The organism is Paenibacillus faecalis (genome assembly GCF_900289175.1).
In the GTDB taxonomy this organism is placed as follows: Bacteria; Bacillota; Bacilli; order Paenibacillales; family Paenibacillaceae; genus Paenibacillus_AQ; species Paenibacillus_AQ faecalis.
The window spans coordinates 3,065,981-3,087,624 of the sequence record NZ_LT985747.1 but is presented as its reverse complement, the minus strand read 5'-3'; the positions used below and the strand labels follow the sequence as shown (position 1 = coordinate 3,087,624).

Annotated in this window: 18 protein-coding genes; all 18 read left to right on the top strand. The window is 47.5% G+C overall.

Going from position 1 to position 21,644, the window contains the following annotated elements; genetic code table 11:
* A complete protein-coding gene (gene addA, locus C8268_RS14680) occupies nucleotides 1–4,134 on the top strand; it encodes a helicase-exonuclease AddAB subunit AddA (RefSeq protein ID WP_106769965.1) in 4,134 nt (1,377 codons plus the stop codon).
* A gap of 55 nt (nucleotides 4,135–4,189) precedes the next feature.
* A complete protein-coding gene (locus tag C8268_RS14675) occupies nucleotides 4,190–5,365 on the top strand; it encodes an exonuclease SbcCD subunit D (RefSeq protein WP_106769964.1) in 1,176 nt (391 codons plus the stop codon).
* Entirely contained in the window at nucleotides 5,366–8,815 is a 3,450-nt protein-coding gene (locus C8268_RS14670) for an AAA family ATPase (RefSeq protein WP_106768363.1), read from the top strand. It abuts the gene before it with no gap.
* Nucleotides 8,816–9,071: 256 nt separating this feature from the next.
* The gene (locus tag C8268_RS14665) at nucleotides 9,072–9,434 is read left to right on the top strand and encodes a histidine triad nucleotide-binding protein (protein ID WP_106768362.1); all 363 of its coding nucleotides are present in this window, start codon (nucleotides 9,072–9,074) and stop codon (nucleotides 9,432–9,434) included.
* 161 nt (nucleotides 9,435–9,595) lie between these two features.
* Entirely contained in the window at nucleotides 9,596–9,769 is a 174-nt protein-coding gene (gene rpsU / locus C8268_RS14660) for a 30S ribosomal protein S21 (protein WP_005547957.1), read from the top strand.
* 16 nt (nucleotides 9,770–9,785) lie between these two features.
* The gene (locus C8268_RS14655) at nucleotides 9,786–10,226 is read left to right on the top strand and encodes a GatB/YqeY domain-containing protein (RefSeq protein WP_106768361.1); all 441 of its coding nucleotides are present in this window, start codon (nucleotides 9,786–9,788) and stop codon (nucleotides 10,224–10,226) included.
* 310 nt (nucleotides 10,227–10,536) lie between these two features.
* Nucleotides 10,537–11,850, top strand: a complete 1,314-nt coding sequence (locus tag C8268_RS14650) for an NfeD family protein (RefSeq protein WP_420094281.1) — start codon at nucleotides 10,537–10,539, stop codon at nucleotides 11,848–11,850.
* Nucleotides 11,851–11,944: 94 nt separating this feature from the next.
* Nucleotides 11,945–12,943, top strand: coding sequence for a flotillin-like protein FloA (gene floA / locus C8268_RS14645; RefSeq protein WP_106769963.1), 999 nt, complete (start codon nucleotides 11,945–11,947; stop codon nucleotides 12,941–12,943).
* A gap of 25 nt (nucleotides 12,944–12,968) precedes the next feature.
* Nucleotides 12,969–13,577 carry a single stranded DNA-binding domain-containing protein gene (locus C8268_RS14640; RefSeq protein WP_106768359.1) on the top strand — a complete coding sequence of 203 codons (609 nt, stop codon included), beginning with the start codon at nucleotides 12,969–12,971 and terminating at the stop codon, nucleotides 13,575–13,577.
* 193 nt (nucleotides 13,578–13,770) lie between these two features.
* Complete coding sequence (gene yqfC, locus C8268_RS14635; protein WP_106768358.1) at nucleotides 13,771–14,064, top strand: sporulation protein YqfC; 294 nt, start codon at nucleotides 13,771–13,773, stop codon at nucleotides 14,062–14,064.
* Complete coding sequence (yqfD, locus tag C8268_RS14630; RefSeq protein WP_106768357.1) at nucleotides 14,061–15,254, top strand: sporulation protein YqfD; 1,194 nt, start codon at nucleotides 14,061–14,063, stop codon at nucleotides 15,252–15,254. Before yqfC ends, yqfD begins: the two co-directional genes overlap by 4 nt.
* A 6-nt stretch (nucleotides 15,255–15,260) precedes the next feature.
* Nucleotides 15,261–16,232 (top strand): PhoH family protein, encoded by a 972-nt coding sequence (locus tag C8268_RS14625; protein WP_106768356.1) that lies wholly within the window; start codon nucleotides 15,261–15,263, stop codon nucleotides 16,230–16,232.
* A 14-nt stretch (nucleotides 16,233–16,246) separates the two neighbouring features.
* A complete protein-coding gene (locus C8268_RS14620; protein WP_106768355.1) occupies nucleotides 16,247–18,541 on the top strand; it encodes an HD family phosphohydrolase in 2,295 nt (764 codons plus the stop codon).
* Nucleotides 18,542–18,543: 2 nt separating this feature from the next.
* Complete coding sequence (ybeY, locus tag C8268_RS14615) at nucleotides 18,544–19,041, top strand: rRNA maturation RNase YbeY (RefSeq protein WP_106768354.1); 498 nt, start codon at nucleotides 18,544–18,546, stop codon at nucleotides 19,039–19,041.
* The gene (locus C8268_RS14610; protein ID WP_106768353.1) at nucleotides 19,041–19,427 is read left to right on the top strand and encodes a diacylglycerol kinase family protein; all 387 of its coding nucleotides are present in this window, start codon (nucleotides 19,041–19,043) and stop codon (nucleotides 19,425–19,427) included. The genes ybeY and C8268_RS14610 overlap by 1 nt, the downstream gene beginning before the upstream one ends.
* Nucleotides 19,428–19,554: 127 nt before the next feature.
* Nucleotides 19,555–20,454, top strand: coding sequence for a GTPase Era (gene era / locus C8268_RS14605; protein WP_106768352.1), 900 nt, complete (start codon nucleotides 19,555–19,557; stop codon nucleotides 20,452–20,454).
* 135 nt (nucleotides 20,455–20,589) lie between these two features.
* Nucleotides 20,590–20,730, top strand: coding sequence for a YqzL family protein (locus tag C8268_RS14600; RefSeq protein WP_106768351.1), 141 nt, complete (start codon nucleotides 20,590–20,592; stop codon nucleotides 20,728–20,730).
* A 36-nt stretch (nucleotides 20,731–20,766) separates the two neighbouring features.
* Nucleotides 20,767–21,522 (top strand): DNA repair protein RecO, encoded by a 756-nt coding sequence (gene recO, locus C8268_RS14595; RefSeq protein ID WP_106768350.1) that lies wholly within the window; start codon nucleotides 20,767–20,769, stop codon nucleotides 21,520–21,522.
* Nucleotides 21,523–21,644 lie beyond the last annotated feature (122 nt).

Genomic DNA, 21,644 nt, shown 5'->3' with positions numbered 1-21,644 from the left:
ATGACTAAACCGGAAGGCAGCATGTGGAGCGACGATCAGTGGAAAGCGATCGCGATGAACGGAAGCGACATCCTGGTCGCTGCGGCTGCCGGTTCAGGCAAAACCGCCGTGCTGGTCGAACGCATCATCCGTAAAATTACGGACGAAAGCGCAGGATTCAGCGTGGATCGTTTGCTCGTAGCTACATTTACTAAAGCGGCAGCGGCGGAAATGCGTGAACGTATTCGGGAAGCGCTCGACAGAGAACTTGAGAAAGATCCGGACAATGAACATTTACGGCGTCAGCTCGCAATGCTTGGACGTGCCTCTATTACTACGCTACATTCATTCTGCATGGAAGTGATACGGCGTTATTATCAACTGATCCCGCTCGATCCAGGATTTCGAATTTTAAATGAGTATGAAGCGGAGCTCATGCGTCAGGACATTTTGGAGGATCTGTTTGAGGAGAAATACGGTGATGCTGCGCAGGGAGGGACTTTTCTGCAGCTGGCGGATTGGTTCAGCGGTGAACGAAGCGATGATGCTTTATTTCGGCTGATTCAGCGTTTGAACGATTTTTCCCGCAGTCACTCCTGGCCTGATCATTGGCTCAGAGACATGGCCGCTTCATTTCAGGTAAAGGATACAGCATCATTAGGTGAGACGGCTTGGGTTCGGAGCATTCTTGCTGACGCACATCTGTCGCTTTCAGGCGCATTGGATCTGCTCAAGCAGGCCCGTTCAATAGCGATGATGCCGGGTGGGCCGGCTCCATATGAGGCGAACTTGAATGAGGATATGATGCTGGTGGAATCGCTGCTTAACGCGGTCAACCATGATCCATGGGATCAGCTTTACGACCGCTTCCGCACGGTTTCTTTCGGCAAGCTGAAGTCTGTTCGTAAGGACGAGGTGATTCCTGAACTGCAGGAGCGGGTCAAGGAGCTGCGGGACAATGTGAAAAAAACAGTGAACGAGCTGAAAACAGCTTTGTTTGGACGCCCGGCGTTTGAATTTGTGAACGAACTTCAAACCGCTGCTCCGCTGATGCGTGAGCTGGTCGAAACGGTCATTGCCTTCGCTGATCGATATCGTGCTGCCAAGGCTGCGAAAAGTGTCGTGGACTTTAATGACCTGGAACACTACTGTCTTCAGATTTTAAGACATCCGGACTCTGATCCGGGACGTCTCATGCCGTCTGATGCTGCGCTGGAATACCAGGCACAGTTTGATGAAGTGCTGCTTGATGAATATCAGGATACAAATAACGTACAAGAAGATATTGTTCACCTGATCTCCCGGGAATCTCCAGGAAACCGGTTCATGGTCGGGGATGTCAAGCAGAGTATATACCGTTTTCGATTAGCTGAACCGGGTTTGTTTCTGGATAAATACAAAAATTACGTATCTGAAGCGGAGGTTGGGGCACATTCACTTGACCCTTCTTTGAAATCCTCGGGAATCCGGATCGATCTTGCACGGAACTTTCGCAGCCGGATGGAGGTTGTGGATGCCGTCAATATGGTGTTTCGTCAGATCATGAACGAGTCCGTGGCAGAAATCGCGTATGATCCTCGGGCAGAGCTTGTGTGCGGCGCATCCTTTCCGCAGCCAGAGCGAACGCATGATCATTTTGATCTGGACGATGAAGATGCCTTGGCACGCAATACCCCCTATGCTCCTGAATTGCTGCTTATTGACCGTCTTGGTCAAGGAAGCGAGGAACCTAAGGACGGGGAAAGCCCGGATATTGAAGGGATTTCTTCTGAGAGTGAGCGGCTGGAGATGGAGACCGCTCAGCTGGAGGCCCGGGCAATTGCCCGCCGGATACGCTCATTGGTCGGAGAACACGGAAATTCGCTCATGGTGTATGATAAGCATCTTAAATCGATGAGACCTGCCCAGTATGGCGATATCGTTATTTTGCTGCGTTCTGCTATGGTATGGTCCCCGTTAATTATGGAGGAGCTGCGGCAGGAAGGAATCCCGTCAATCGGTGAACAGAGCAAGGGATATTTTCAAGCGATTGAAGTTGAAATTATGCTTTCTTTACTTCATGTCGTTGATAATCCACGCCAGGATATCCCGCTTGCTTCTGTTTTGCGATCACCGATCGTCGGCTTAACGGAAGAGGATTTGGCACAGGTTCGCCTATGTTCTTCGGGAACGTTTTATGATGCGGTTCAAGCGGCCATCGGTGCATTTGAGCCCGATCTGTCTGAAGGAGCTGGGATCGATAGCGGTCGCTGGACGACCGGAATAATATGGCCAGGGTATACCGAGGCGGCTGCAGGTCGGGCGGATCTAGAGGTCATCTCTGAAAAATCAGAATTGACAACAGGTCATGTAAACGATGGTCCTGTAATATCCCAAGAGCTGTCCCGGAAACTGAAAAGGTTTATGGAAAGGCTCCAAACTTGGCGTAACAAAGCGCGTCAAGGAAGTCTCAGTGACCTCATCTGGGAAATTTACAGTGAAACAGGCTATCTGGACTGGGTTGGGGGACTGCCGGGCGGTTCTCAGCGCAGAGCCAATCTGACCTCCCTATATGACCGGGCTGTTCAATACGAACAGGATACGTCATCCAGAGGGCTTTTCCGGTTCCTGACCTTTATCTCACGCTTGCGTGATAATGGCGGAGATCTTGGTGCAGCAGGCGGGACAGAGAATCAGGGCAACGCTGTTCGTCTCATGACTATTCATAAAAGCAAGGGCTTGGAGTTTCCGGTCGTGTTCGTGGCTGGATTATCAAAAAAATTTAACCAGCAGGATCTGAACATTCCTTTCCTGATGCATAAGGAGCTTGGGTTTGGACCGAAGTATGTAGATGAAAAACTGCGGGTCAGCTATCCGACACTCCCGAATCTTGCTATACGCCGCAGAGCGCAGCTGGAGCTACTGGCAGAGGAAATGCGTGTTCTTTACGTAGCGTTAACGAGACCGAAGGAGAAGATGATTTTGGTAGGGACCGTCAAGGACTTGCCGAAAAAAGTGAGCAGCTGGGCTCAGGCAGATAGTACGCGCGAACTGCTTCTGCCCGATTATATGCTGGCACGCGGACGCAGTTATATCGATTGGATCGGGCCTGCTATTATACGTCATCCATCTGCTGGAATGCTGCGGGAAGCAGCAGGCTTGCAGCTTCCGGAGTACACCGCGCTTTCGTCGGACAGCACTGACTGGGTCATTCATATCGAAACATCCGATACTTTGTCCGAGACTGCAATTCATAAAGAGGAAGAGGATGCTATAGAGGCGAATCGGGCCGAGAAAGAAGCTGCCCTACGCAAGGTGGAGCCGGTTGCCGATATCGGTTGGCTGGAAGAAGGCAGTGTGCAGGAGATGAGACAGGATATTTACCACCGTTTGAGCTGGACATATCCTTTTGCACCGGTTAGCGGGATTTCTGCGAAAACATCGGTTACGGAAATGAAAAAGCTGCTATCTATGCAGGACAGCCCGTCACTGGATATCGTAGAAGAAGCGGTGCTTCGCAGAGAGCAGGCAAAGAAGCTGTCGGATGCCGATTCGTTGACCCTGCACTTACGAAGACCGAAATTCATGGAAGAGACTGCACTAACTCCGGCTGAGCGGGGAACGGTCTATCACACTATCATGCAGCATATGCCTATCGCCAAAAATACGAATCTCTCTATTGTTGAGAGAACGATAGTGGAACTGATCGAGAAAGAGATTATCACAAGAGCCCAGGCTGATGCTGTAAAACCGGAAGAAATTATGGGGGTTTTCCATTCTCAAGTAGGAACGAAGCTTCTCGAAGCCCAGCAAATTTGGCGAGAGCTGCCGTTTTCATATGGTTTGTCTGCATTCGAGGCTTACAAAGGTCTAGCTTTTCTGGGCTTGACGGAAGGAGCAACGGATTCCTCCGTTCGTGAGGCGAAGCTTCTGGCTGATGAGACCGTCCTGATTCAAGGGGTGGTGGACTGCTTGTTCCGAGTGGACGATCAGCTGATTTTGCTGGATTATAAAACAGACCGCGTTCTCGAGCATCGCGGAGGTGTTGAATCCTTAACCGAGCGATATCGTTTTCAGCTGGAGTTATACAGCAGGGCGCTGCAGGATATTTTGGATGAACCTATTTATGAAAAATGGCTCTACTTTTTCGATGGAGGCCATGCCGTTCTTTTATAAAATTGTTGATACATTGAGAAATAAGCTTTCCGTTAGAGAGGGTGAACTGAAATTTATGCGAATTTTGCATACAGGTGACTGGCATTTGGGCAGAACGCTTGAAGGGCGAAGCCGTATGGCTGAACAAGAGGCATTTGTGGACGAGCTTGTCAGGCTGGCTGATGACCAGCGTGCAGACCTTATATTGATGGCAGGTGACGTGTATGATTCTGTTAACCCGCCTGCGGCTGCAGAGCAGCTGTTTTATGAAGCTGCTGCCCGGCTGACAGATGGAGGACGGCCGCTAGTCGTCATCGCGGGAAATCATGATCAGCCTGAAAGGGTATCATCGGTGACACCGCTTGTATCAAGCCGTGGAATTCGTCTGGTAGGGCTGCCCTCAACGAAGGCTGTTACCGTAACGGTCCCCCGAACTGGAGAAGTTGCCAAAATAGCAGCCCTTCCCTATCCATCAGAAGCAAGACTAAATGAGCTGCTGACCGAAGGCGGGGACGAAAATGAGCTGCGCCGGGCTTACAGTAAACGGGTGGGAAAATTAATGGAGATGATGGCTCGTGAATTTTCGCCAAAGACGGTGAATCTGGCAATGAGTCATATTTACGTTCTCGGCGGGCTGGAGAGTGACTCAGAGCGCCCTATACAGGTAGGGGGTGCTTATACTGTAGATCCGTCAGCGTTGGCGGTTGGGGCTTGTTATACGGCCCTTGGTCATCTTCACCGGCCGCAGGCTGTTAAAGGTGAAGGGATCATTCGCTACAGCGGCTCGCCCTTGGCTTACAGCTTCTCGGAGGCGGGACAAGCCAAATCCGTAACGATGGTGGATGTTACCCCTGAAAGCACCCCGGTGATTGAGGAACTGTTTCTAAAGAGCGGGCGCCCGCTCGTCCGTTGGAAGGCCAAGGGAGGCCTACAGGAAGTATATCGATGGCTGGAGGAAGAGAGAGATCCCGGCGCTTACATAGACCTTGAAATTTCATTGACTGAAGCGATGGGGATGGCGGATATTCAGCGCCTGCGCAAAAGCCGTGAGGGGATCATTCATATTCGGCCGATATACCCTGAAATGGAACATTTGGGGCTGGAGAGCCAGAGATCTGCCCTTCCCCTGCCGGAGCTGTTTCGCAAGTTCTATCAGCGGCAGACTGGGGGAGCAGAGCCGGAAGATAGTCTTGTCGAGTTATTTTTGGAGCTTGTAGATGAGGAAGACGCGAAAACGAGCGGGGGTGAGTGAGTGAAGCCGATTTCACTTAAAATAGCTGGTCTTCAAAGCTATCGGGAATCGCAGGAAATCGATTTTGAGCAGCTGTGCGAGACCGGATTATTTGGTATATTCGGACCGACCGGAAGCGGGAAATCGACACTGCTGGATGCCATTACTCTGGCGATGTACGGCAAAGTGGAACGTGCGGTAAACGGTACGCAGGGGATTATGAATCATTCAGAGGATAGTCTTTTTGTATCTTTTACTTTTGAACTGGCTTCTGCAGACGGCCCGGAAAAATATCGTGTAGAGCGGCGTTTCAAACGGAATAATGAACTGTCGATCAGTAATACGATCAGCCGATTCGTTGCGCTTAAGGATGAAGGAGAGGTCGTTATTGCGGACAAGCTGGCTGAGGTGACCCGCTGCATAGAAGAGAAAATCGGTCTGAAGATGGATGACTTCACCAGGGCAGTTGTGCTCCCTCAGGGGAAATTCGCCGAGTTTCTGTCATTAAAAGGTAGTGAACGGCGGCAGATGCTCCAACGACTTTTTCATCTGGAGCGTTACGGTGATCAGCTTGCTGTAAAGCTCAGCCGCAGAGTGAAAGAGAATGACGGGGCATTAAAGTCGATCGAAGCGGAGCAACAGGGTCTTGGAAATGCAGGCAAAGAAGCCGTAGCAGAGGCTAAGAAGAAGATGGAAGAGGCGGTCGTGCACGCGGAAAAGTCGAGAAAAGCTTTAAGAGCAGCGACCGAGGCAAGTGAAGCTCTAGGGAAAATTCGCGAACTGGATTTGGAGCGGCGCCGTCTTAGAAGCAAACTGGATGATTTAGCAGCACATGAGGAAGAGATCAAAGGTTATGAAAAACGTTTGGAGCAGGCGGCAGCCGCAAAGCTTCTTATTCCAGCTTTGGAACTAAGCCGGGAATCCGTAAAAAAGCATAAAGACTTGCTGGAACAAGCGGAGCTGCTATTGAGGCAGTCGGAGGCGGCTGGGGCAGCAGCTGAGCTTGCTTGCAAGGCGGACGATGCCGCTACGCTGCAATTGTCAGAAGAGGAGCCCAAGCTTTTGCTGCGGGCCGAGCAGCTGGAGCAGGCGTCCGTTCTTCAACAAGAAAGGGATGGGCTTCATCTTGAGCTTAACGCTCTGAATGCCCGGCGCTCTAAAGCCAGAAAGTCACTGGAAAGCATTGGTGCACAGCTTCATAAGGAGCAGGAGCTGCTGGAAAGAGGGAACAAACGACGTGAGGAGCTGCAAGAGACTCTGAAACAGCTTGAGACACGCGCGCAAGATCGGCAGAATCTGCATGAGGCTATGCAGAAACGGCAGTTGATTATGGGCGCTGAAGAGCAGCTATCCAAAACAGAGACCGAGTTCAAGGAACATACCAAGAAGCAGCAGCGTATTGAACATGATTTGAAGGAAGCATTGGCCATAGAACAAGAGCTTCAGCTTGAGTTGGAGCGGCTTGCCCTGAAATCGGAGCAGCTTAGACATACGGCTGGGGAGGCATCGCGTCTTGCGGACGAGGGGGCAGCCAAAGCGGCAGAAACTGCTGTATCGATGAATAAATCTCTTCGAGAACAGCAGCTGCACGCGTTGTCCGTATCACTGGCCGCTGAGCTGCGCGATGGGGAAGCTTGCCCTGTTTGCGGCAGTATGCATCATCCTAATCCGGTTCGGCTGGATGTCCCTATAGAAGAATCTCTTGAACAGCAGCAGGAATCCCTTCGTCAGGCTCAAGAGGAGATTCAAGAACTTCGCTTGACTCTTCGTCAGCAGTTTAATGAAGTCTCGGCTTTGTCCGTTCCGGCTGTTTCAATAACAGCAGACTTGATGAAAAATGATGCCGAAATTGTTGAGCTGACGAATATTTTTTCTGAAGTTGCTGCAGGTTTGGAATTTGAACAACATGAGGAGTTATCCTTTGCCTTAGAGCTGGATAAGATTTGGCATTTTGTACCAGCGCTTAAAAAAGTCTCTTCAGTTCAGACAGAAGTTCTACAGCAATGTAAGGACCATCTTTCAAGTGTTCAACAAAAGCTTGCTTCCCTCCAGCAGGAATTGGCCAAGCGGAACGCTTCTGCCGAGAATGCCCGTATGTTATCCGATCAGTTTGAGAAAAAGATCAGCGGATGGAGAGAAGAGATCACCCGTTTGAAGCAGCAGTGGGATCAGAACAACTCAGGCCTTGAGCTGCAGACGGTAGAGCTTCGCTTTAAGGAAATGCAGGAGCGGGATGCTAAAGCGGAATCGGTTCGGGAAGGACTTGATCGAAGCGTACCTTTTCTGGAAGAGAAGAAGCGGGCTGTATTGAATTTTGAGAGTCAGCTTCTTGAACTGGAGAAGCAGCTTATTCAATGGGATGCGCAGTTTGAGAGCAAGCAGGAGCTTATCCTGGAAAAGGAGAAGAGGCTTAAGTCATGGGTTGGCGAGCGTTCTGCTCAAGAACTGCTGCAGGAATGTAAGCAGCGTCTTCAGCATTTGAAATCCGCAGCCGATCATGCGAAGCAGGAACGAAGGAAAGCGGAAGAGCGGAAGCAGCAGGCGAATCAGGCAGCAGCTATTGCCAAGCAGGCAGCGGACTCTGCCAGCGAACACGCACAGGCGGCGAAGCAGCGATGGCTTGCCTTGCTTGGCGAATCGCCATTCGCCACTGAAGAGGCGGTTCTTGAAGCTTCTATGAGCCCGCAGGAAGCCGAGCGATACGCTTCTCTTGTTCAGGCTCATCGTGAAGGTCAGCGTGAATGGTCAATGCGGCTGAAAGATATTGAGCTGAAGTTAGACGGTGCGGCATTTAGTGAAGAAGCTTGGCAGGAATGCTCACAGACATTGGAGCGATGTCAGCAGGCAGATGAACTGGCAATCGAGTCGAAAGCTCGCGCCGAACGGGATTTGGAAGATCTCAAGGAGCGGCATATTCGGTTTATGGAGCTGGAAGAACGCCGCAAACTGCATGCCTTGGAAGGCGAGCGTCTGTCCAAGCTTCAATCCTGTTTACGCGGAAATGCTTTTGTGGAATATGTAGCTGAAGAGCAGCTTATGCAAGTCAGTCAAACCGCGTCCCAGCGTCTACGTTTTTTGACGAAACAGCGTTATTCCCTGGAGGTCGATTCCGGAGGGGGATTTGTTATTCGTGATGATGCGAACGGGGGCGTGCGCAGGCCGGTTTCAACATTGTCTGGCGGTGAAACGTTCTTGACATCCCTGTCTCTGGCACTGGCTTTATCAGCCCAGATTCAGCTCAGAGGACAGTACCCTTTACAGTTTTTCTTTCTCGATGAAGGCTTTGGCACACTGGACCCTGAATTGCTTGAAACAGTCATCACCTCTTTGGAAAGACTTCACCATGATCGTCTTACGGTAGGGATTATCAGCCATGTGCCGGAGCTGAGAGCACGTCTGCCACGCAAGCTGATCGTACAGCCAGCCGAGCATTCCGGAGGCGGATCGAAGATTGTTTTAGAGACGATGTAAGCCTGTTTTTGTCCTGTGATTTTGTTCACAGAGACAGTTACAAGGGGCTGTTATAATACAGCTAAGCCGACATTCTTTTTCTTTGGAAGCACCTCGGCGGACGTATGGATAAGAGATATCTCTGCATCATACGTCCGTTTGCTGGACAGCTGAGTTTCAGCTGACCGGGTGCTTCTATTTTTTTGTCTTTAATTGGACGAAACCGCAGTTTTTCTTGTATGATGAAAACATGATAACCTTATGAGGAGGTATAGTTGTGGATAATTGTCTGTTTTGCAAAATTGTTAATGGAGATATCCCTTCCAAGAAGGTGATGGAGAATGACCGTGTGCTTGTTTTCCACGATATTCAGCCAGCCGCTCCGGTTCATGTGCTGATCATTCCCAAGAAACATATCGCTTCGATGAACGATGTTCAGGCAGAAGATTTAGAGCTGATTGTTGACATTCATAAGGCGGCTCAAGAAGCGGCTGCTGAGCTTGGAATTGCCAAAAGCGGCTACCGCCTGATCAATAACTGCGGTCAAGATGGCGAACAAACCGTTCATCATTTACATTATCATTTGCTCGGAGGAGCGCGTCTTGGAGCTTTAACAGGAATCTCTTCATCCCATGCTTAACTGCAAGTGTGCAGGTAGTTTTGCCTGCTAAATACATACGGATTTAAAGCTTGCAATAATGGAACTGTCAAGGTTGACACCTTATTTCAGTTTACCCTATAATGAAGAATGATGAACCGTGTTATGCTCTTGGACGGTCTGGTCGGAGGGAGGGAAAACTGGTGTCTGAAACGAAAGTTCGCAAAAACGAGACAATTGATGCTGCACTTCGTCGCTTCAAACGTTCCATTGCTAAAGATGGCGTCTTGGCTGAAGTGAAGAAACGTAAGCATTATGAAAAGCCAAGCGTAAAGCGCAAGAAAAAGTCCGAGGCTGCTCGTAAGAGAAAGTTTTAGGAGGATATGAACTAGCATGAATCTTAGCGAACGATTGAACGAAGATATGAAGCAAGCGATGAAGAGTAAGGACAAGTTCAAACTCTCCAATATTCGAATGGTTCGTTCGACGATTAAAAATCTTGAAATAGATTTAAAAAGAAGTTTGGATGACAACGAAGTGCTTGATATTATTAGTCGTGAGATCAAACAGCGCAAAGATGCCCTCCAAGAATTTGAAAAAGCAGGTCGCCATGATCTTGCCGAAAATGCGAATGCAGAAATTGAACTTCTTAGTGCCTACCTCCCGGAACAGCTTTCTGAAGAAGAAATTAAAGTCATTGTACAGCAGACCATCCAGGAAACCGGTGCTTCTTCAAAAGCCGATATGGGGAAAGTTATGAGCGCTCTCATGCCAAAAGTTAAAGGGCGTGCAGATGGAAAGCTTGTTAATCAAGTTGTTCAACAATTTCTGTAATAACATAAGCGAAACACTCCTTGATGAATCAAGGGGTGTTTTTTCGATGTGGGCCTGTTTATGACAGATAGTGTGCTTGCTTTTGCCAATCAGATACTGCGACGGATACATAATTATTGAAACAAAATTGAAAGTTATTCGTAATACCTATCATAAAGCCGGGACCTTAATTCATAAGAACATCCCCGGATGGCTCGAATCGATTATAATATCGATATAGCGCAAATATCATTTAATCGAAAAGGAGGGGATGATGGTGGTTAATAACAGTGATCATAAGGGGCGGCGATTTTGGACGATTGCAGGAGTTATGCTGCTTATTCTGATGTCTGTCGGCATGTATATGTTGCCGGTGAAACAAGCAGCAGCTGCTAAGGCGGGGTCGGTGTATGTAATCCCGGTCGATCAGCCGATCGAGCGAGGGTTGACCAGCTTTTTGGAACGCGGTTTTAAGGAAGCCGAAGAGATGGAAGCGGGTTTAATCGTACTTGAAATCAATACGCCTGGGGGGCGAGTGGACCAAGCTGATGAAATTGCGGGTATCATAAAAGGTACTGAAATCCCCACCGTTGCTTATGTTCGAGGGGATGCCACTTCGGCCGGAAGTTACATTGCACTAAATGCTAACAAGATTGCTATGGCTGAGGGAAGCACGATCGGTGCAGCATATTTGGTAGATGGAATGGGCAATCGTATTGAAGATGCCAAGATGGTAGCGTATTGGAAGAGCAAAATGAGAAGCGCTGCTGAGATGAATGGACGCAATCCCGATATCGCTGAAGGAATGGCTGATATTAATATAAAGGTCGAAATGCCTGAAATCGGTAAAACGAAAAATGTTGGTGAGATCATTTCCTTATCTCACGATGAAGCATTGAAGGTTGGTTATGCAGATAAAATTGCCGATAGCACCAATGAGGTCATCGAATGGATGGGCTACTCCACCAATGATGTCTTTCATATGGAGCAGACTTTCTCCGAAAAATTGGCTACGTTTTTGACGCATCCTGTCGTGATGACAATCCTGCTTTTTGTAGGTATTGCAGGGGTTATCATTGAAGTTATCGTTCCTGGATTCGGCGTACCAGGAATTTTGGGAATTGCAGCATTTGTGCTTTATTTCTTTGGTAATTCAGTTGCGGGATTCGCTGGATCGGAAACGTGGCTTCTGTTTATTATCGGTATCGGCTTGCTTGTCATAGAATTGTTTGTGCCAAGTTTTGGAATACTTGGTATTGGTGGCTCGATCTTATTGATTTTCGGTGTCGTACGGGCAGCGTACAGTACATCTCATGTAGCATTATCTCTTGGAATAGCTGTTACTTCTGCGTTAGTAGCCATTGTCGTTGTAGCTCTGGTGTTTAAAGAACGGGGAATATGGAATAAGTTCATATTAAAAGATAGTCTCACGAAGGAGCAAGGATATGTTCCTGTGGAGGACAGGGATGTGTTGATCGGGCTTATTGGCAGAAGCATAACCCCTCTTCGTCCGTCTGGAACTGTTGAGATTGACGGACGTCGTCTTGATGTCGTTACCGAAGGAGGATTTATTGAATCAGGCCGTCTTGTTCGTGTTGTGATGACCGATGGAACCCGGATCGTAGTTGAGGAAGAGAAGGAATAATACAGAAATAAAAATTTCTCAGGTAGTTATTCACTTGCTTTATTTGGTAAGATGGTCATAACAAATATATCGTTGGAGGATGATTTTTTTGGATATGGATAGTTCTTTGATTCCCATTCTACTGATCGGGGTCGTTGCGATCATCGTGCTGAGTGTGTTTTTCAGCTTCTTCCCGTTGATGCTCTGGATCTCGGCGCTCGCTTCGGGTGTTCGCATCGGAATTATTACGCTGGTTGCTATGCGGCTTCGCCGCGTTACACCGAGCCGAATCGTTAACCCGCTCATTAAAGCGACAAAGGCCGGCTTGGGATTGAATATAAATCAGCTGGAAAGTCACTATTTGGCGGGCGGTAACGTGGACCGGGTTGTAAATGCGCTGATTGCCGCCCAGCGTGCGAACATTCCGCTTGAATTCGAACGTGCCGCAGCGATTGACCTCGCAGGGCGTGATGTTCTTCAGGCCGTTCAGATGAGTGTAAACCCTCGTGTCATTGAAACCCCTATCGTTGCGGCTGTTGCCAAGGATGGTATTGAAGTTAAAGTTAAAGCTCGTGTTACTGTTCGTGCGAATATTGACCGCCTGGTCGGTGGTGCGGGTGAAGAGACGATTATTGCCCGTGTTGGTGAAGGTATTGTTACGACGGTCGGTTCTTCGGCTTCCCATAAAGACGTATTGGAGAATCCAGATCTGATCTCCAGAACTGTGTTATCTAAAGGGCTGGATGCCGGTACAGCATTTGAAATTCTGTCTATTGACATCGCGGATGTGGATGTAGGCAAAAATATCGGTGCATACTTGCAAACGGAGCAGGCGGAAGCAGACAAGCGAATCGCTCAGGCTAAAGCGGAAGAACGCCGCGCGATGGCTGTAGCGCAAGAGCAGGAAATGAAGGCCCGCGTTGTAGAAATGAGAGCGCGCGTGGTAGAATCCGAATCTCAAGTACCGCTGGCTATGGCTGAAGCGCTGAAAAGTGGCAAGATTGGCGTAATGGATTACATGAATCTTAAAAATATTGAAGCAGATACCCAAATGAGAGGCACCCTTGGCAAAATGGGTGAGAATACGGACGGAAATGACTCTCATAAAAAATAACAGGAAGAGATGAGGCGAGCCACTGATGGATTGGATTCTTGATAATATTGTCATCGTGGCGGGTATAGTTTTTTTTATCCTCTCCGCATTTGGGAAAATCGGCAAAAATAATGAGGAAAGCAAACAAAACCGGATGCCAACGTTCGGAGGGGGTGGAGATTTGACCGAACGGGTTCCAAAATCCAATAAGGAAGAACTCTCAGGACAGCAAGCCCGGCGCGTTAAGTCTTTGCCTGCTACAGAAGCTTCGGCGGGTCAGTCAGCCGATGATCGGACATATGATTCGTTTGATGACGAAGAGCCATATCCCGCGTACCATGAAGAGTCGGAGAGAACATATAGTTCCCCTGCCGATTTGGAGTCATGGCATGATGCTGCGCCGGGAAGGGAGTCCACCCTTTCGCTCGATATGGAGGAGCGCAATCGATATGTGGAGGAAGGTCTGGATCAGATTCACAAGGAATTGGACAAAATCACTTCGCATATTCCTGAAATATCGGTAGAGGTTACGGATACGGGTGGCACATCTGGGCGTAACCAGTCGAATCTTGTAGAACAGGCCAGAAGAGGAGTGATCTGGTCAGAAATTTTAGGGCCACCCCGCTCTAAAAAACCTTTGAGACGCCGATATTAGTGAAACTTTTGGTGTTTTTAGGAAAAACCAATCAAATATCAATATCAAGACCGCTTATGTCATCGACATAGCGGTCTTTTTGCTTATCAGTAGAAGCCGTGCTTTCCCATCGTTCATGAAAGGCTATCAACTTGCATAAAAAGGCCATTCCGTTCATAAGGTGTACAGTATAGGAAGGGGGGAGGGCCTTCATATGTCCCGCATCAGCCGCAAGTTGCAGAAATGGACTCAGGAAATGCTCGATTTGCCGCAGGATCTATTATTTGACTTGCCGCGGTTGACCCTGATTGGAAATAAGGAATTGCATATTGAAAACCATCGTGGTGTCCGTCATTTTTCCGCTGAAAAGCTTGTGCTTTCTCTTTCTCAGGGGTCTATGGAAATAACGGGTTCCGGTCTCTCCATCCGAGCAATTCAGAGTACGGAAGTCATGATTGAAGGCACAATTAACAACATTCAATATATAGGAACGGGGGAGAGACCGTGAATATACCGACAATGGTCTTTATACGCGGTTATTTGAAGCTTACGGTGCATGGCGAGCATGTGGAAGCATTCATCAATGCATTGGCGGAGAAGGGAACTCCGGTTTGGGATGTAAAACCGACAGGAGAGCATTCCGTAGAGTTCAAGCTGTTGCTAAATGATTTTAAAGGGCTGCGCCCTTTGTTAAAGCGGACAGGCTGCAGAACTCGTATCCTTGAACGTCATGGACTGCCTTTCCGGGCTGTTCGATTGCTGAAGCGCAAACTTTTTGTGATCGGTGTAGTTATATTTTTTGCCATTTTAACCGCTTTATCCTCTATGATCTGGAACGTAAGTGTTGAAGGAAACGAGACGATAGCGACCGAAGACGTGCTGCAAGCGGCAAAAGAGGAAGGGATATACCCTTATCAATGGATTTTCAGAATGAAACCATTGGACAAGCTGTCAACGAATTTGACTACTCGTTTGCCCGGAACCTCGTGGGTTGGCGTTGAAAGAAATGGTACGAGCATTCAAATTCAGGTAGTGGAAGCCGCTGTACCTAAAAAGCCGGAGTTGCAGAGTCCGAGGCATCTTGTCAGCACGAGAGACGCTGTAGTTACACATATTTATGCGGAAAAGGGCTTGCCGAAAGTTCAAGTCAATTCCCGCGTTAAAAAAGGGGATATTTTGATATCAGGAATTATTGGAGATGAAGAGTACTCCCAGTCTGTTGTTGCTAAAGGGGAAGTGCGGGGACTTGTTTGGCATGAATATGATATCGAAGTACCTCTTGTAAGAAAACAGAAAATTTATACCGGTGAATCATCCAAAAAGTCATATCTCGTTCTTGGAAATCGTGCAATACAGTTATGGGGGTACGGCGATGAGCCGTTTGATAAGCATGAAACACTGACATTGTATGATCCGTTGACTTGGCGCTCGCGAACGCTTCCAATCGGCTGGATGACTGAGAAGGTGATGGAGGTTAGCGAAAGTAGTCAGACTGTGACAGTGGAAGAAGCGAAAAAAGAAGGATTAGAGAGTGCTTTTCGCGATATTCAGGCAAAATATGGGGCAGATTCCCGTTTGGTGAGTCAAAAAATTTTGCATGATAAGAAAGAGAATGGTAAAGTTTATATGAAAGTACTTTTTGAGGTGGAGGAGACCATCGCAAAAGAACTTCCCATAGTATACAATCAAGGAGAATGAATCTATTTGTCACAGCAATCGACCAGCATTCAGATTTATTTGCAAAGTGCGTCTGAAGGACTATCCTTGTTCGGACCGCAAGATTCTTTTTTGAAAATTATCGAATCGGAAATACCCGCCAGAATTGCTTCAAGAGAAGCGGTTATTAATATTTCCGGTGAGCAGCGTCAGTTGGAAAGCTTGCAGCAGTTATTTGATGTGCTGTTGCAGCTTATTCGCAATGGCTATATCCTGACCGAGAGAGATGTTCTTTATGCAGTTGATTTGGCAAAAGATCTGCGTGCTGACCAGCTGTTGGATCTGTATAAAGGTGAAATTACGACAACATATCGTGGAAAGCCTATTCGGGTAAAGACGATTGGACAGAAGCACTATGTTACAACGATTAAGAAGAAGGATATCGTGTTCGGTATCGGTCCTGCAGGTACAGGAAAAACCTATTTGGCTGTAGTGCTTGCCGTAGCTGCACTCAAGGAAGGGTCAGTGAAACGGATCATCCTTACCCGCCCGGCCGTTGAAGCTGGAGAGAACCTCGGCTTTCTGCCCGGCGATCTTCAGGAGAAGGTAGATCCGTATCTGAGACCGTTATATGATGCTCTGTATGATGTTATGGGACCGGATCAAGTAGCCAAGGCTCTTGAAAGAGGTCTGATTGAAATTGCGCCGCTTGCATATATGAGAGGCCGAACGCTGGACGATTCGTTCATCATTTTGGACGAGGCCCAGAATACAACGCCTGAGCAAATGAAAATGTTTTTGACAAGGCTCGGCTTTGGATCAAAGATGGTCATAACGGGAGATGTTACCCAGATTGACCTGCCGCGCGGTAAAAAGTCAGGTTTGGTTGAAGCGAAGACCATATTGCATGAGATTGAAGATATCGGATTCGTTTACTTTGCGGAGCAGGACGTTGTGCGGCACTCTTTAGTACAAAAGATCATCGTTGCATATGATAAAGCTGCAGAAAACCAAGATTAAAGGGGATTGTCGCTATGGCCTCCAAAGAACCATCGACAAACAAGTCCATATTCGTTAAAAACAACGGTTGGAAATATAGCGTGGCAACACGCTATATTCTGTTTTTGTTTCTGGCTCTACTGTTTTACATCAGTCTTTCTTCAAAGCTTCTTCCGGAGCGCTATGACATACAGGTTGGTACGCGCAGTGAAAAGAATATTACTGCACCCGTGCAAATAGAGGACAGCAAGGCAACTCTAGAGGCGCAGGAAGAAGCGGCCGATAAAGTCCAGCCTATTTATACATATGTCCCGCTTCGTAATGATGTACTCGTTACTCAGTTGTTTGACCGGATTGATCGTTTGAATCAGGATGAGGTTTCTGTGCAGGATAAGATCGGGATTTACAGACAGGAACTTCCGCAACGGGTTGAGGATTTTGTGAATAATTTTATCCAAAACAACCGGGATAATTATCCACCGGAGCTGCTTGAAGAGATGAAAAAGGTGATTAGTCAGCAGGCTTACCGGGTACCCGAGGAAACGTTTATTAAAATCCCTAGGTTAAATCCTGAAGATATCAATGAGATGAAGATCGTAGCAAGGGACATCGTGTCACGGCTCATGAGTGAAACCGTAGATGCGCAGGTTCCAAGAGCCAAAGTAGCTGAGCTCGTCAGTGCGAGTTCGCTTGATGACCGAACGTCAAGAGAGGTGGTCCAGGAGCTTGCGCGCTTATCTCTGACAGCCAATAAGTTCTATGATGAGGTCGCTACGAAGGAAGCCAAGGTTGAGGCCAGGGAGAATACCCCACCTGTATATATTAATCAAGGTGATGTACTTGTAGAGAAAGGTCAGCTCATAACTCCCGAGCTGTATGAACTGCTTGGCAAAAACGGTCTTTTGAAAGATGAAGTTAACTATTGGCCAGAGCTGGGCGTTCTCTTATTCTCCATCCTGCTTTCCGTGGGAATACTGATGTTTATCCGACAGATCGATATGAACATGTTTAAATATAATAATTCCCAAGTGTTTATGATGGTGCTGATTTATTTCATTACGCTGATCTCCATGCATTTGGCTGGTGTTTTGCAGAGTGAACAGCGTATGTTCGTCGGTTATTTGGCTCCGGTCGCGATAGGAGTTATACTGATAACGCTGCTTTTGGATATGCATTTGGCTTATTTCAGCGCCATTATATTCAGTATCATGGCAAGTGTTATCTTGAATGTAGATAAAGGGGAAATGTTCGATTTTCACTTCGGTTTTTTTGCCGCGGTAACTTCCTGTGTGGCTATCTTTTCGATCCACCGGGCAAGCCAGCGTTCCACCCTGCTTAAGGGCGGAATCATGGTGTCTTTATTCGGGGCGATGACCGTTTTGATCATGATGCTGATTCAGGATTCTTCCTGGACGAGAGCAGAATCTATATATGCCCTGGCATTTGCTGTGGCTGGCGGAATTTTGACAGCTGTGCTTGTCATAGGCCTAATGCCGTTCTTTGAGGTTACTTTCGGTATCCTCTCGCCGCTCAAGCTTGTGGAGCTGTCAAACCCGAACCATCCGCTGCTGCGGAAGCTGCTTACTGAAACTCCGGGCACGTATCACCATAGTGTGATGGTCGGAAACCTGTCGGAAGCTGCAGCTGAAGCCATCGGTGCTGATGGATTGTTGTGCCGCGTTGGTTCTTATTATCATGATATCGGTAAAACGAAACGACCTGTCTATTTTATCGAAAATCAGAACAACATGGAGAATCCTCATGATTCCATGGACCCCAAACTCAGCAAGTCCATTATTGTGGCCCATGCGCGAGATGGTGTGGAAATGCTCAAGGATTACAAGCTGCCAAAGCCGATACGGGATATCGCAGAGCAGCATCATGGAACAACATTTTTACACTTTTTCTACCATAAGGCACTTCGGCAAGCTGAGGAACAGGGAGTAGAGCCTGATTTCACCGAAGATGATTTTCGCTATCCAGGGCCGAAAGCACAGTCTAAGGAAGCGGCTGTTGTAGGAATTGCGGACAGCGTGGAGGCTGCGGTTCGTTCCTTGCGGAAACCGACGGTGGAGCAGGTTGAATCGATGATTGAGAAGATCATAAAGGGCCGTCTGGATGACCATCAGTTTAATGAATGTGATCTGACGATGAGAGAGCTTGATATTATTGCAAGGACGCTGAAGGAAACCGTGATGGGCATTTTCCATTCACGGATTGAATATCCGGAAGAGATTAAGAAGCCGAAGCCGGACAGTCCGGCTGAACAACAAGAGTCGGTGGATTCCGTAAAGCCGGAGTCCGAAGAAGACAGTAGAAGGAGCGTTTAAGGATGAGTCTGCAGCTGGTATGGAACAATGAACAAGAGGAGTTTGATATTTCGGATGAATTGATATCTCTTCTTGAACGAATTCTGCAGCAAGCTGGAAAAGCTGAAGGGATAACGGAAGGAGAAGTTGATCTCACTTTCGTTGATGATAAGCAGATACACGAACTAAATAAAGAATACCGCGGAATCGACCGTCCGACTGATGTGTTATCTTTTGCAATGAATGAAGAGACAGATGAAGAGCTCCAGATCATTTACGAGCTGGATGAAGAGGACGAGCTAAATAGCGTGCCTGATGTACTGGGAGATATTATTATCTCTGTTTCACGTGCCAAACTGCAAAGTGAGGAATACGGTCACTCACTCGAGCGGGAGCTTGGATTTCTGTTCGTCCATGGCTTCCTGCACTTGCTCGGATACGATCATCAGGATGCGGAAAGTGAATCGGTAATGATGGGAAAACAAGAGGCTATATTAGCCCAAGTGGGGTTAACCCGTTAGTGAAGGGAAAGCCGTATAGGTCTTCCCTGCGGTCCACCTTTAAATATGCGGTACAAGGCATTATTCATGCCTTTAAAGCCGAAAGAAACATGAAGATTCATATCGTTGCTGCAGTTGTTGTGTTTATGGCTGCGGGACTGCTAGGCCTGACACTGATACAGTGGTTGTTTCTGGGGCTTGCCGTAACTTTAGTAATTTCAGCGGAATTGATAAATACAGCGGTGGAAGCTGTGGTTGACCTGATATCTCCTGACGATCATCCCTTGGCCCGTATTGCCAAGGATACAGCTGCAGGGGCTGTGCTGGTTACCGCTTGTTTTGCAGTAGTTGTCGGTATTGCTGTTTTTTATGAGCCGGTGATATCCTGGGTAAGCGATATCCGGTAAGCAAACTGTAGAAGAACTGCTGCCCGGAGCTTTGGGTTCATGGAGTTTGGGAACGAAATAATATGTAATCTTGATGGTCAATGAAGCTGTAAGAAACAATGGAGCAACATGTTAACGGAGGAATTTTATGCACAATAAAACGTTCAAATCGGGTTTTGTAGCTATTATCGGCCGACCAAACGTTGGCAAGTCGACGCTTATGAACCAGGTGATTGGTCAGAAGATTGCCATTATGTCAGATAAGCCGCAAACAACTCGTAATAAAATACATGGCGTGTATACGACGAACGATTCACAGATCGTTTTTTTGGATACACCCGGAATTCATAAACGCCAATCCAAGCTTGGGGATTACATGAATCAGACTGCGCTTGGCACATTAGGTGAGGTTGAGGCCGTCTTGTTTCTGGTGGATGCCTCAGAGGGTCTTGGCGGAGGGGACCGCTTTATCATTGAGCAACTGAAGCAGATTAGCACGCCTGTCATTCTTGTTATGAACAAAATTGACAAAATTGAACCAACCGCTTTGCTGCCGCTTATTGAGGAATATCGTAACCTGCTGGACTTTGCGGAAATCGTACCTATCTCTGCCAAATTGGGCAATAATGTGAATACCCTTTTGGATCAGATTCAGAAGTATTTACCGCCAGGACCGCAGTATTATCCTGAGGATCAGGTGACCGATCACCCAGAGCAGTTTGTTTGCGCGGAATTGATTCGTGAAAAAATACTGCACATGACAAGGGAAGAGGTTCCGCACTCCATTGCCGTCACGATTGAAGATATGCGTGTTGAGGAAAATGGCGTCGTCCATATATCGGCTGTTATTTTCGTGGAGCGTGATTCTCAAAAAGGGATTATTATCGGAAAGCAAGGTTCCATGTTGAAGGAAGTTGGCCGACAGGCTCGTCAGGATATACAGCGATTGCTCGGCTCTAAAATCTTTCTTGAATTGTGGGTAAAGGTGAAAAAAGATTGGCGCAACCAAGAGCGCGTCCTTCGAGATCTCGGGTTTCACCGCGAATAGTTCTTACAGTGTAAAGGGGATCGGGTGATTCGGACTTCTGCCAACAATTGCAAATCATAAATCCAGTGTTAACGCACATCCTAATTCTTGTAGATGATAGACGTCCATGTCTTTCGAAAGAAAGGATGAATACGAATGCGAGATTTTTCGTGGAAGTATTTTGCAATGACTGGAGATGTCGATGCTTATCTGCTGTACAAGGAGTCCGACGGCACCCCAGAGCTGTCCATTACAAGTGAAGAAGAAGAGCCGGTTGAATATGAAGAGAACGAATGATTTTTGGCTGCTTCAGGAATGGTTGGGGGAAAAGTCATGCTACACAGGACGGAAGGGATCGTCATCCGCAGTATGGACTACGGCGAGGGGAACAAGATTATTACGCTTTGCACCGAAAAATCAGGCAAGGTAGGGGTTCTCGTCCGCGGTGCGAAAAAGATGAAGAGTCGTCATGCTGCATTGACACAGCCCTTCACTTATGGAGAGTATGTTTTTTTTAGAAATCGTACCGGACTCGGCACATTAAATGCCGGAGAGATTATAGAATCTCATCACCTTCTTCGGGAGGACCTTATGAAAGCCGCCTACTCTTCATATGCCTGCGAGCTTCTGGATCGGGTGCTTCAGGATGAAGAGACAGGCGCTTTTTGGTTTCATCAGTTAAAAGCTTGTCTTACGGCACTTCAGGAAGATAAAGATCCGCAGATTATAACCAATCTGTATGAAATGAAAATATTGCAAGCTGCAGGTTACGGTCCGGAACTGAACGTTTGTATCTCTTGTAATCAGGAGAGAGCAGATACAGAGTTACTGATCAGTCCAAGACTTGGAGGAGTAATGTGCCGACGCTGCAAGCATTTGGACCCGCCGGCTATGCCAATGTCTCCGAAGACGCTAAAATTGCTTCGCATATTTGCTCAAATTGATCTTAGAAGACTGGGCAGCATTAATGTGAGTGATTCGACTAGGGCTGAGCTTAAAGCGATTATGAGAGCGCTGATGGATTTTCAACTCGGCTTACGTTTGAAATCGCAAAATTTTCTGGACCAGATGGACAAATATGATATTTGACGTCAGGTAAAAAATTAGGTATCATATGTTAAAGTTTCTAGTATTGAATATTGTCATGCGTTGAACGGAAAAGTAGTGGGTTTAGGTCCTTGCTTCAGCGAGTCGGTGATGGTGGGAGTCCG